The 12,073-nt window shown below is 61.5% G+C and carries 10 protein-coding genes and 1 pseudogene; 4 read left to right on the forward strand and 7 right to left on the reverse strand.

The features are described 5' to 3' along the window. Positions 1-5 precede the first annotated feature (5 nt). Positions 6-1,547 carry a tripartite tricarboxylate transporter permease gene (locus tag SIAM614_RS19940; protein WP_006937326.1) on the forward strand — a complete coding sequence of 514 codons (1,542 nt, stop codon included), beginning with the start codon at positions 6-8 and terminating at the stop codon, positions 1,545-1,547. A 363-nt stretch (positions 1,548-1,910) separates the two neighbouring features. Continuing rightward, complete coding sequence (locus SIAM614_RS19945) at positions 1,911-2,588, forward strand: formylglycine-generating enzyme family protein (RefSeq protein WP_208984050.1); 678 nt, start codon at positions 1,911-1,913, stop codon at positions 2,586-2,588. 259 nt (positions 2,589-2,847) lie between these two features. Here SIAM614_RS19945 and SIAM614_RS19950 read toward each other — a convergent pair whose 3' ends face one another. The 6 genes and pseudogenes from SIAM614_RS19950 to SIAM614_RS19970 all read right to left on the reverse strand — a co-directional run. Continuing rightward, positions 2,848-3,327: a DUF411 domain-containing protein gene (locus SIAM614_RS19950; RefSeq protein ID WP_050789435.1), complete on the reverse strand. Its 480-nt coding sequence runs from the start codon at positions 3,325-3,327 to the stop codon at positions 2,848-2,850. Positions 3,328-3,363: 36 nt separating this feature from the next. Next, positions 3,364-5,697 (reverse strand): heavy metal translocating P-type ATPase, encoded by a 2,334-nt coding sequence (locus tag SIAM614_RS19955; RefSeq protein WP_006937330.1) that lies wholly within the window; start codon positions 5,695-5,697, stop codon positions 3,364-3,366. 68 nt (positions 5,698-5,765) lie between these two features. Then, on the reverse strand, positions 5,766-6,155 hold the full coding sequence (locus tag SIAM614_RS32505) for a hypothetical protein (protein WP_006937336.1): 390 nt from the start codon (positions 6,153-6,155) through the stop codon (positions 5,766-5,768). A gap of 1 nt (position 6,156) precedes the next feature. After that, entirely contained in the window at positions 6,157-6,543 is a 387-nt protein-coding gene (locus tag SIAM614_RS19965; protein WP_006937337.1) for a DUF302 domain-containing protein, read from the reverse strand. 16 nt (positions 6,544-6,559) lie between these two features. Next, complete coding sequence (locus SIAM614_RS33320) at positions 6,560-6,688, reverse strand: hypothetical protein (RefSeq protein WP_267871944.1); 129 nt, start codon at positions 6,686-6,688, stop codon at positions 6,560-6,562. Positions 6,689-6,812: 124 nt separating this feature from the next. After that, positions 6,813-7,106, reverse strand: a pseudogene (locus SIAM614_RS19970) (multicopper oxidase domain-containing protein); the annotation flags it as partial. A gap of 318 nt (positions 7,107-7,424) precedes the next feature. Here SIAM614_RS19970 and SIAM614_RS19975 point away from each other — a divergent pair. After that, positions 7,425-9,827 carry a YncE family protein gene (locus SIAM614_RS19975; RefSeq protein ID WP_157139972.1) on the forward strand — a complete coding sequence of 801 codons (2,403 nt, stop codon included), beginning with the start codon at positions 7,425-7,427 and terminating at the stop codon, positions 9,825-9,827. Between the two features lie 506 nt (positions 9,828-10,333). On the opposite strand, the gene SIAM614_RS19985 is transcribed toward SIAM614_RS19975, so the two are convergent. Beyond that, positions 10,334-10,612 (reverse strand): hypothetical protein, encoded by a 279-nt coding sequence (locus tag SIAM614_RS19985; RefSeq protein WP_006937342.1) that lies wholly within the window; start codon positions 10,610-10,612, stop codon positions 10,334-10,336. Between the two features lie 404 nt (positions 10,613-11,016). On the opposite strand from SIAM614_RS19985, the gene SIAM614_RS19990 reads away from it, so the two are divergent. Then, positions 11,017-12,054 (forward strand): TerC family protein, encoded by a 1,038-nt coding sequence (locus SIAM614_RS19990; protein ID WP_006937344.1) that lies wholly within the window; start codon positions 11,017-11,019, stop codon positions 12,052-12,054. Positions 12,055-12,073: the final 19 nt, after the last annotated feature.

Raw genomic sequence — 12,073 nt, forward strand, 5'->3', positions numbered from 1 at the left:
TCGCCATGGAAACTCTCTCTTCACTGGCCGACGGCTTCGTCATCGCGCTGACCTGGCAGAACCTGCTGCTGGCCCTGCTCGGCTGTTTTCTCGGCACCATCATGGGCGCTCTGCCGGGCCTTGGCCCGTCGAATGGCGTCGCCATCCTGATCCCGCTGGCCTTCACCCTCGGCCTTGGCGCCACGCCCTCGCTGATCCTGCTGACCTCGGTCTATTACGGCGCCATGTACGGCGGGCGTATCTCGTCGATCCTCCTGAACATTCCCGGTGACGAACCGGCGATGATGACCTGTCTCGACGGTTACCCGATGGCCCAGCAGGGCCGCGCCGGCGAGGCCTTGTCCCTGTCGGGCGTCGCCTCCTTCGTCGGTGCGTTCATCGCAACCTGGGGCCTGATCCTGCTGGCGCCTCAGCTCGTCAAGATCGCGCTTCTGTTCGGTCCGGCGGAATATTTCGCCCTGTTCACGCTGGCCTTCGCCACCCTGGGCGGCGTTGCCTCGACCAACCAGGCCAAGACCGCCTTTGCCGCGGCGCTCGGCATTGGCCTGGCCACCGTCGGTGTCGACACCCAGACCGGCGTGCCGCGCTTCACCTTCGGCGAAGTGCACCTTTACGACGGCATCGACTTTCTGGTTGCCATCGTCGGCCTGTTTGCCCTGTCCGAGGTCTTCCTGTTCCTGGAACACCGCCACGGCAATGCCGACGCCAACTCCAGCAAGATTTCCGTCGGCCGGCTGATGCCCAGCTTCGCGCTCCTGAAATACTGCACCCCGACCATGCTGCGCACCAGTCTGCTCGGTTTCGTGGCCGGTGTTCTGCCGGGTGCCGGCGCATCGCTCGGCTCGTTCATTTCCTATACGTTCGAGAAGAAACTCGTCGACAAGGAAGGCACCTTCGGCAAGGGCGACCCGCGCGGCGTTGCCGCCCCGGAAGCCGGCAACAACGCCGCCGCGGGCGGCGCACTTGTGCCGATGCTGGCGCTCGGCGTCCCCGGCTCGGGCACCACGGCCGTCTTGCTGGCGGTTCTTCTGGCGCTCAACATCACCCCGGGCCCGCTGTTGTTCACCCAGCAGCCGGATGTGGTCTGGGGCCTGATCGCGGCGCTGTTCATTGCCAACTTCATGCTGCTGGCCATGAACATTCCGATGATCGGCCTGTTCACCCGGGTGCTCCTGATCCCGCCGCGCATCCTGATGCCCATCGTTGCCATGGTCAGCTTCGTCGGCATCTACGGCATCTCCGGCTCCTCCTTCGACCTTATGGTCATGGTCGGCTTCGGCGTGCTCGGCTGGGTGCTGCGCAAGCTCGACGTGCCGCTGGTCCCCATCATCCTCGGCACGCTGCTCGGCAACGCCATGGAAAACAACCTGCGCCGCGCCATCAGCATCAGCAACGGCGACTGGTTCACCCTGATCGACAGCCCGCTCTCCATCGCGCTGTGGAGCCTGGCGGCCATCGGCTTCGTCCTGCCGATCCTCTTCGGCAAGGTCCTGAAAGCCCGCATGCGTCACATGAAAAAGGACGAAGAAGGCTCAACCATCGACTGATTGCTGCCAGTACTGCAAACAACCGAAAACGCCCTCTCCTGCCGGACGAGGGCGTTTTTGGTTTGCTCTTCTGCCTCTGACACTCCGTGCAACTGGAGAGCCAGACCCGCCCCCCGTACATCTGCTCGCACCGCAGGCGCATTCATTCTCAAAAACTTAGATCGCGAACCGCCTTTTCCCCTACCGCTAATTTCGACAGTTTTGCGGTGGCCCGAGTGAGACGTCAGGCGGCCACAGGCCTTCAGCTTGACTATCAACGGGTCTTCGGCCAGTGATGGCGCGAATACCAATGACAAGCCTTTATAATAACATCGGAATTTTTGAACCTGCTTCAGCAGCAGGCGGTAGATCAAGAGACGTGACGTGTTGAATTTCGAGAGTTTGACCGAGAATATGGTCGCTCTTCCCAGCGGCAGCCTCCTGTTGCGGGATGATCGGCTCGGGACATCCTGGACCGTCGATATCAAGCCCTTTTCAATCTGCCGCTATCCGGTCACCCGGACCTTGTTCGCGAAGGTGACGGGTGCCTCGCCATCATCGAAAGCAGCGGAAAATCATCCCGTCGACACGATCTCCTGGCTGGAGGCCGCGCAATTTTGCAATCGGCTGTCGGCGCTGTTCAACGTGCCCAACCACTATGTTTTTTCTGCAGACGGCCAGGAGGCAACTGCCGAGGCGACCAGTGATGGGTTCCGGCTGCCGAGCGAAGCGGAATGGGAATTTGCCTGCCGTGCCGGCACAAAGGAACCGCGCTACGGGCCGATCGACGACATCGCATGGTACAAGGAAAACTCTGGTGGCGGCTCCAGGCCGGTAGGCACCAAGCGCCCCAATGCGTGGGGGCTCCATGACATGCTGGGCAACGTCTGGGAGTGGTGTCAGGACATCTACGATCCGGCCGTCTATGGCACGTACCGCGTCTTTCGTGGCGGAGGCTGGGCCGACCATGAGCGCGGCTGTCTGGCAACAAATCGCCGACGAAGCCACCCGACGTTTGCAATCGATGATCTCGGGTTTCGCATCGCGAGAGCTTGCTCTTAGGGCTTGTGTCACCAAGGCCCTGCAAAGGCCCCAACAAAGACCAGGCATCACAATGCGCTGCCATTTGGGTCGTTCGCAGGAATTCGGCCTAATCTGCTAAGCGGTCGTATTCGTGGTCGTTCGGTATGTCGGCAATCTCTGACCCAATGGGCAGATCCGTTTGAAATAGACACTGGCTTGGCGTCGGGCTCAATGCTGGCTCCTGTCCGGACTCGGCTTTCGCGTCGCGACGGACGATGAATCTTGACTGGCCGATCGCTCACGCTGCGGAGTAGCGCGTGAAGACCTCCGTGCTGCCATCCCCGCGGATCAGGAACACCTCAAACGCGTCTCGTTCGTTTTCCGGCCCCATGCCAGGCGAGCCGTAGGGCATGCCGGGCACGGCAAGGCCGACGGCATCAGGACGTTCATCGAGCAAGCGACGAATGTAGGCCACAGGGACGTGACCCTCAATCATGTAGCCCTCGACGCGCGCGGTGTGGCAGGAGGCCATCTCCTGCGGGATGCCACTGTCCAGCTTGTAGCGCATGAGCGCGGTCCCGGCGCTCTGCTCGGTCGTGACCGCGAAACCATCATTTTCCAGGATCTCGATCCTGGCGGAGCAGCAGCCACAATTCGGATCCTTCATCACATGAATCGCCAGTCCGGCGCCTTGCGACAGCGCCGCCACGGGCGATGCAGCCAGCATTACCACCCCACCGATCAGGAGCGTGCGGCGGAAAAAGCTGTCTTGGATCATCTGATTTTCCTTTTGAGGTTGCATGTGTGTGGCAGGTCAGAGATCGACGCGTCTGAGCCGCAAGGCGTTGGTGATCACCGAGACAGAGGATAGGCTCATCGCCGCTGCCGCGATCATCGGCGAAAGCAGCAAGCCGGTGACGGGGTAGAGCAGTCCTGCCGCGATGGGGACGCCAAGAGCGTTGTAGGCGAAGGCGAAGAACAGGTTCTGCTTGATGTTGCACAGGGTGGCGCGGGCCAGTTTCCGAGCGCGCACGATGCCCATCAGGTCACCGCCCAGCAGGGTGATGCCTGCGCTTTCCACCGCAACATCGGCCCCGGTGCCCATGGCGATGCCGACATCGGCAGCGGCAAGCGCGGGCGCGTCGTTCACCCCATCGCCCGCCATGGCGATCTTGTGGCCGTCGCGGCGCAACTGGTCGATCAGGTCCTTCTTGGCCTCGGGCAGGATGCCCGCCCGCACTTCGTCTATCCCGAGCTTGCCCGCCACCGCCTGCGCCGTGCGTTCGTTGTCGCCCGTCGCCATGATCACCCGTAGTCCCTGCTCGTGCAGTTCGCGGATAGCCTGAGCTGTCGAGTCCTTTATCGGGTCGGCCACAGCCACGATTCCGACAAGCGCGTCATCGACGGCAATGAACATGGCCGTCTTCCCTTCGGCGCGCAAAGCATCGGCCTTTGCGTCGGCCGCACCTGTGTCCAGTCCCATCTCCCGCATCATAGCCGCATTGCCAAGCGCCACCGCGCGTTCGCCAACCCTGCCGCGCACGCCCTTGCCGGTGACGGCATCGAAGTCCGCAGCCTCCTGACGCGGAGCGCCCTGCGCCTCGGCGCCCTCTACGATCGCCTCGGCGAGCGGGTGTTCGGAGCCGCGCTCCAGCGCCGCGGCCAGCGACACCAGGTCCGTCTCGGTCAGAGCTCCGAGCACGACCGTATCCGTCAGTTTCGGCTTGCCCATGGTCAGTGTGCCGGTCTTGTCGACGATCAGCGTGTCGACCCCCGCCATACGTTCCAGCGCCTCGGCGTCCTTGATCAGCACGCCCGCTTGTGCGCCGCGCCCCGCCGCCGTGGTAATGGAGATCGGCGTCGCGAGACCGAGCGCACAGGGACAGGCGATGATCAGCACCGACACAGCCGAGGCGATGGCGAATACCAGCGCGGGCTCGGGGCCAACGATCAGCCAGACGACGAAAGCGACGATTGCGATGGCCACGACGGTTGGCACGAACACCGCCGACACCCGGTCGGCCAGACCCTGGATCGGCGCGCGGGACCGCCGCGCGTTTGACACCATCGCCACGATCTGCGCCAGCACGGTATCGGACCCGACCTTGCCCGCCTCGATCACGAGGGAGCCGTTCTTGTTGATCGTGGCGCCGGTCACGTCATCGCCCGGGCCTTTTTCGACCGGCATAGACTCGCCGGTCAGCATGCTTTCATCGAGAGACGAGCGGCCTTCCATTACCGTCCCGTCGACAGGGACGGCATCGCCCGGGCGCACGCGCAGACGGTCGCCCTTCATGATGTTCTCGAGCGGCGCGTCGTATTCCGTCCCATCGGGCAGGATCCGCCGCGCGGTCTTCGGCGCCAGATCCAGAAGCGCGCGGATCGCGTCGCCGGTGCGTTCGCGGGCGCGCAGCTCGAGAACCTGGCCCACGAAGACCAGCGCCACGATCACGACCGCCGCCTCGAAGTAGGTGCCGACGCCATGGCCCATCCGGTACTGTTCCGGAAACACGCCCGGAAGGAAGGTGGCGACCAAAGAATAGAGATAGGCCGCCGCCACGCCGAGGCTGATCAGGGTCCACATGTTGGGGCTGCGGTTCACGATCGAATCCCAGCCGCGCCGGAAGAATGGCAGCGCCGCCCAGAGGATGACCGGCGTGGCCAGCACGAATTCCAGATAACTGGCCGTCTGGTGCCCGATCCAGTCGCGCACCGGCAGCGCCACCAGTTCGCCCATCGTCAGGATGATGAGCGGCACCGCCGCGGCAGCCGAGATCCACATTCGGCGGGTAAAGTCGGTCAATTCCTCGCTGGGTTCATCCGAGGGTACCATCGGCTCGAGCGCCATGCCGCAGATCGGGCAGGATCCCGGCGCGTCGCGAACGATCTCGGGGTGCATCGGACAGGTGTACTGGACGTTGGCCGGAACAGCCTTCTTTCGCCCGGCCGCGCGGCCCGAAGCATAGAACCACGGATCCGCCTTGAAATTCGTCTGGCACTTCTCCGAGCAGAAATGGAAGGTCTCGTCCTGGAACTCGGCGTTACGCCCGTCCGGCTCGACCGCGACCGTCATCCCGCAGACCGGATCCTTCGCCGTCTCCGTACCCGCCGGGATGTCAGGCCCCCCGTGATGATGATCGTGCTCCATGGTCTGCCAGCCTTTCGATCTCTTGTTTCAGCTTGCGGCTTCCACTCGCTGGAAGCTCAAGCCCATTTTTATTGATGGTCGTGAGCGCCTTCCCGAACCGGATTGCGCGCCAGAAACACCCCGACGCCGAGGATTGGCACCAGCACGCTGTCCGGATCGCCGCCAAATGCCCGCAGCGTATAGGCGCTGAACGCGGTCACGATGGCGCCCACGACGAAGGAGAGCGGGAAGAGCGGCCCTGCAAGCTCGGCGATCTGTCCGGTCAAGGCGAAGATGCCCGCGCCGATCACGACCTGCACCGGCCCCCAGAGGCCCACGCGCGCGACAAGCATCTCCAGGCGCTCGCCGTCCATCAGGCCGCGCTGATCGGCCAATACTGCAGGCGCGAACTGCCAGACACTGAGCATGGCGATCCCGAGGATCGCCATCGCCACGAGAATGATTGCGCGCGGGCCCATCTCAGATCGCCGCGACGGCCTTCGCCAGAAGGTCGCGCACCGTGCCCGCGACGGCCGTCAAATCGGTGTTCTCGATCGCCTGCATCGATGCCACCGGGTCGATTGCGCTGACCTCGACGCCGCCCTCGACCTCGCGCAGGATCACGTTGCAGGGCAGCATCGCGCCCACCCGAGGTTCGATCCCGATCGCCTGATGCGCCATCTTCGGATTGCAGGCGCCAAGGATGCGATAGGCCGGCATCTCGACATCGAGCTTCTTCTTCATCGTCGCCTTGACGTCGATTTCGGTCAGGACACCGAAGCCATGGTCCGCTAGCGCCTTGCGCGTGCGGGTGTCGACATCGTCGAAACCGGTGTCCGGGATCATGCGATTGATTGTGTAAGCCATTGAGAAGTCCTTTCTCTTACTTTTGAAGATATTTGATCAGCGCCGCTATGGCCAAAACCACCAGCACGAGGATCAGCAGGCCGAAGAGCCAGCCAAACCCCATTCCGAAACTCATTCCGGAGCCCATGTCGTTCCAGTTCATCATCTCATCCTCCTGATTTTCACCCGTAGGGTACGCCTTTTGACCGGCCCTCACGACAACATGGGGCAGGACAGCATAGGATCGGTACCGGGACGTCGGGGCGCCCTGTCCTGACGCCCCACCCGGGTCAGGCCGATGCCGTGACCGCGAACTCGGTTATCATGCCGGTCGCAAGGTGCGGCATGTGATGGCAATGCAGCATCCAGCGCGCAGCCTCGCCGGCATCAAGGGCGACATCGACCATCGACATCGGCGACACGTGAACCGTGTCGCGCAGAGCCCCGGCGACGCGCCGCCCGTTCAGGCCGACGACCTGGAACACATGCCCGTGCAGATGCATCGGGTGGGCCATCATCGACATGTTGTGCAACGACAGCACGACCCGCTCGCCGCTGCGCACGATGATCGGCTGGTGCTGGCCCTTTTCGGTCATTCGTTCCGCCAGCAGCAAATGTCAGCTTTGGGCGGGGAGCGGTCGTTTACCGCGATTAGAACGAATGTCCGAAACGGGGCTGGATGCGGCCGGTCCGGTTCCGCATCCATTTTGAGGTAGGTCGCCGTTCGAGAGAACGAGAGTTAAGGTGGCCCGCCAAAGCTTCGGATTGCTATTGCTCGGGAGCGTGGCGGTTGCGCTGACGGAGTAGATCAACAACTCTTACAGTCGATCAGGAAAATTAATCGGATTCCACTACATGTCGGTAGCAAGAGCCGCGCGCACCTAATCGTTTGGAAATGATCAATGTTGTATGTTGTCCGGTTAGTGAATGCTTATCTCGGCGGCGCAATCGCCGTGCGAGATTCCGGCGGAGTCGAGTACAAGTTGGCGGTCTTCGCCGACGCAGTCGTTGAGGACTTCGCCTTTGCGGGCGATCACCTTTGTGTTCTGATCTCGCGCAAAGGCGGTATTGCGCTGCTCGATCTGCATCGGCGGGAAGTCGTCGCGCGAGCGCGTCTTTCCTTTCAGCCTGAGGGGATCGTCGTCTCGCCGGACGGCGGCCGTGCCGTCGCATGGGCCGCAAAACCTGGCAGGATCGGGGTCGTCGATCTGCCGTCGCTGACGGAGGCGCTGACGTTTAATCTCGCCGAACGCAGCGCCGATGGTGGCTACAACCTCGTCCATCGCACGGCTGAGGAGTTGCAAAAACAGCGTCTCCGGCTAGTCGACCTGCCTTATGTAGATGCGCCCCTGTGCCAGATGCGGTTCTCAAAGCGCTTGCGCCCAGCCTTTCGTGCCGATGGCCGCGTTGTCATGCCGATCGAATACAACGAAAGGGGTCCAGACTTCGTCTGGGAACACAGCGACGGGAAACCGCTGTCGTCCAGCTTCTTCCAGTGGACAGTCGGCATCGCCGAGCTCGACCTTGATGCCGCGCGCATCGACTTTCGTCCATTCCGTAACGTCATGGAGCAGATTTCGCAATGCCATTTCGAGGTTCGTGCCATCAGCCCCGACGGTCGGCTGGCGGTGTTACATTCGGCAAGCCCAATTGCCAGTCCGGCTAAAGACCGTCCTGAAGGTGGAGCACTGGCGCGAGTCTTCGGTCGCAGGGGCACTGAGCGTTCCTGGGCCTACGGGCTCGAACTTTGGGACATTGCCGGCAAACAGCCCATCCGCAAGGGCGTCACCACCTTTCATGCATTCCGCGACGACGGCATCATGCATCCGACGAGTGCCCGGCTCACGCCGGCAGACGCGGAGACGCTCTGGCCTGAGATCGACCTCGTCATGCCCGGTTTGCTCGCGGTCCTGTCCGGGCGCCGAGCGGAATGGCAAACCAGCGCCCAAAAGCGAGCCGAGGACGCCTACTTCGTTCCGCGTGAAACCGCGGCGACGCGGCCGGCTTTTCGACCGGGATTCGGCAGGGTCGCCGATCCTCTGCTCTTCGGTCCGGTGATGCGTCAGCTGCTTGAGGTGCAGCCTGGCACGCCACAGGAGATCCCCTGGGCCGACCTGTCTAACCGCCAGAAATGGTTCCTGAGCCATTTCATCAGAGGCTGGGGTTTTCACGCCAGGACGCCCGTCATGGCAGTGGTGTGGACCTCTGATCCCGACAGGGTCGTCGTGCTTGGCCGCAACGGCATTGTGCGCGAAATCTCTTTCGCACAAGGTCCTGGTGTGGCGTTCGAGGTCAGGGATCCACCGCACCCGAGTCACGGCTTTGATTGGAGCAGGCAGGACGCCCAGTTGATCCCGCTCGGAAACCGCTCCTTCGCAGTCGATTACTATTCAGCACGGTTCGAGTTCGATCTGCCCGAAAGCACCGACTTCGGTTTCCACAATCTGGAGGGAACTCGACAACTGCCGATCCGTGTGATCACCGACCACCAACAGTACGCGAAGGAATCGGCGTCCGCGGACCGCCTCACCCGCGCCATCCGACCAGGCTACATTACCATCGATGGACGCGCGCCTGCGCAGATCGTCGTTGGCCTCGAAAAGCTCGCGCCCGAATTGCGCGCGAACTTCGATGAGATCGTCGTCGACAACCGCTGGGCCCCGGCTCTTTTTCATCGTGGCAAGCCAATCGAGGAGATGGAGTTCTGCGATATCCTTGTCCGAGACGGCTCGCAGGCCGCGCGCACGGCGCTGGAAACGCTGCTATTAGCGTGGCTAGAGCGGACGAGCGGAACCGTGCAACCGGTCTGGCACCCCGACGACGAGACGCCGACCATGGGACCCGTTGCCCTCGCACTCGTCCAGCTTTGCGATCCGGTTCCGGACGTGGTCATGACGTTTTTCTCCCGAAGGGATCCAGACCACGACAATTGGACGCCGGAAGCCTGGCAAGCACTCGCCCTTTCACCTTACCGCCTAGCCCAGCCCGAGTTGCTTGCGCTTCGCATGCGACTGGCGCTGCAGGACATCTCGACCGGCAATATCGGCCCTGACCTGTTCGCGCTCTATAACCTCGACCAGGATCGTAAGAAACTGCGCGCCGACCTCTCCCAGGTGGAGACCTATGCGCATGTGGTCGCCGCCCAAATGAGGGGGCAGTGGCCCGATCTTGCCTCGGCCGGCAATTCACGAGGCGCATTTCTACTCGAGAGGATTGTCGGCGCGATGGACCTGACGGCCCCCGCTGAAGCCGCGCTCGTCGCGGCCCTGCGCGGGCAGCTACCTCACGCTGACTCACCGGTGTAGGTACCTTCGGTTTGAATAGCGTGGCCGACTGCTTCGGGCGCGGCCGCGAAATTCATGTCTGCTTTCAGACAGAAACAAAACTGACTGCAACGACCGTCTTTAGGACGCGAAGCCGCCATTGATTGAGAGCATGACCAATGGCAGGTTCGGGCCGGATTTGCATAAGGCGTGGCTTGTGGAATTATAGTTTCCAAACTCTGATATGAGCGCAACGGTTGCCTGCTAAGCGTCCAAACTGGAGACCGGCGGTATTGTCTGCGTATTAGGGATGCTGACGAAGCCCGGTACAGACTAAAACCTTTGATGGTCCATCTTCCTGGCACCTACGAGCACCCATGTCTGATAGCCTTCGGGGAAGACAAGGCTTCTCCAGTCGTCGTATCCAGGTTGTTCGACTTCCTGTCCGGTGCGGGCAATGTCGGTTGTCAGATCGCCGACGGGACTTGACGATGCTTTGGCGAATGCCAGGCCTCCCAAAGCGAACGTTTTGCCTAAAATTTGGCCGTTCATGGTTGGTTGTTTTCAGGGTTGGTTTCGGCTTCGAAGGCGATAAAGCCAACTCTCACGCAGAGCCACGCCGTAGGCCCCGAAATCAACGCCACCAAGACAAGCAGGAGCGGGCCGGACAGCATCAGGTACCCACCTATGGCCCACACCATCAGGAAGGCGAATACGAGGATCAGAGTGTTAATGAGTATGGTGGCGCACGCCACGCTGAACAGACTGCTCGCAGTGATTACCCGGCGGCGGTCGACGAAATCTTCATCTTCGAATTTCAGGGACATGATCTTCAATCCAGATCCGGCCGCGGCCTGGGCGGGCCGGAAAGACACCGTGGCGATCGCCTGGAGCGAGCTGAGCACCAGCGCGGTCGCTGTTCGGATCGCTGCTGATCGTATGCGTTCCACAACCGCTGGCAACTAGACTAAAAATATTTATTCGGCGACAACTTTCGCCTCAAAAGCGCCGTGTTTGCTTCCTGCACCTCAGAAAAAGGAGAAAATATTCTTAAATTATCTTATATACCTGAGCGTTTCTAATGAAAAAATTTAGACCGTGCTTGAGGTCTACTTGTAATGTCAAAATTCGCGCCCTACCTGCCTTCCGCGCGATCCAGGCGCACGCTGCACGGCAAACCAGCCTTGTTCCGTGCTCGGTGTCAGACGTTGGCGCTGGCGGAACACCAATCATGAACCTGTTGCTGAGCGAGGTGATGGGTGAAGCGGTATGGATGTGGGGAGTCTTCCTCGCGCTCGTGCTCGCTTTGCTGGCCTTCGACTTGGGCGTGCTCCATCGCCGCCCCCACGAGATAGGCATACGGGAAAGCCTGCTCCTTTCAGCGTTCTACATAAGCCTCGGATTGCTCTTCAGCCTATGGATCTGGCTGATGCTCGGTGCGCGTGAAGCCGCCATGTATCTAACGGGTTTCGTCGTCGAAAAGAGCCTGTCTCTCGACAACGTCTTCGTCATCGCCGTCATCTTTTCCTTCTTCGCGATCCCCAAGCAGTACCAGCACAGGGTCCTCATTTACGGGATCCTGGGTGTCATCGTGCTGCGAGGGCTGATGATTGGCGCCGGCACGGCAATCGTTTCCAGGTTCGAATGGGTCCTCTACCTGTTTGCGGCATTCCTCGTCTTTACCGGCGTGAAAATGCTGTTCAATTGCGAGCGCGAATGTGACGTGGCCGCAAACCCGGTCCAGCGAATGCTGCGCAAATGGCTTCCTCTGACCGCAAGTCTTCATGGAGACCGGTTCTTCGTGCGGTCCGGTTCTCGGTTCCTGGCAACGCCGCTGCTCCTGGCTCTGGTGACCGTTGAATTCACCGATCTGATTTTCGCGGTCGACTCGATCCCCGCCATCTTCTCGATCACCACGGACCCCTATATCGTCTACACATCCAACATCTTCGCGATCCTTGGTCTTCGGGCTCTCTATTTCGTTCTGGCCGTGATGATGGATCGGTTCACCTATCTGAAATACGCGCTGTCCCTGGTGTTGGTCTTTATCGGCAGCAAGATTTTTGTTGCCGATCTCTTCGACTGGGAGAAATTCCCGCCGTCTCTGTCACTTGCAATCACACTCCTCCTCATCTGCGGGGGCATGTTGATATCCCTGTTTGTACCGCGAGCGAGCACGCCGCAGCCGACTGTGATCGACCTGCCACCTCATCCCACAACCGGCATCTCAAATTGCCGGACTGTTCCGAAGGTGCCGCGGCGTTCGTGATCGGCGATAAAGAGGTCAA

The organism is Roseibium aggregatum IAM 12614 (assembly GCF_000168975.1).
Classification (GTDB): Bacteria; Pseudomonadota; Alphaproteobacteria; order Rhizobiales; family Stappiaceae; genus Roseibium; species Roseibium aggregatum.

Bases quoted from the DNA above. Each gene is read 5' to 3' on its own strand.
- SIAM614_RS19940 (WP_006937326.1), top strand. From the start codon at position 6: ATGGAAACTCTCTCTTCACTGGCCGACGGCTTCGTCATCGCGCTGACC.
- SIAM614_RS19950 (WP_050789435.1), bottom strand. From the start codon at position 3,327: ATGATCCAAGACAGCTTTTTCCGCCGCACGCTCCTGATCGGTGGGGTG.
- SIAM614_RS19955 (WP_006937330.1), bottom strand. From the start codon at position 5,697: ATGGAGCACGATCATCATCACGGGGGGCCTGACATCCCGGCGGGTACG.
- SIAM614_RS32505 (WP_006937336.1), bottom strand. From the start codon at position 6,155: ATGGGCCCGCGCGCAATCATTCTCGTGGCGATGGCGATCCTCGGGATC.
- SIAM614_RS19965 (WP_006937337.1), bottom strand. From the start codon at position 6,543: ATGGCTTACACAATCAATCGCATGATCCCGGACACCGGTTTCGACGAT.
- SIAM614_RS33320 (WP_267871944.1), bottom strand. From the start codon at position 6,688: ATGATGAACTGGAACGACATGGGCTCCGGAATGAGTTTCGGAATGGGG.
- SIAM614_RS19975 (WP_157139972.1), top strand. From the start codon at position 7,425: ATGTTGTATGTTGTCCGGTTAGTGAATGCTTATCTCGGCGGCGCAATC.
- SIAM614_RS19985 (WP_006937342.1), bottom strand. From the start codon at position 10,612: ATGTCCCTGAAATTCGAAGATGAAGATTTCGTCGACCGCCGCCGGGTA.
- SIAM614_RS19990 (WP_006937344.1), top strand. From the start codon at position 11,017: ATGAACCTGTTGCTGAGCGAGGTGATGGGTGAAGCGGTATGGATGTGG.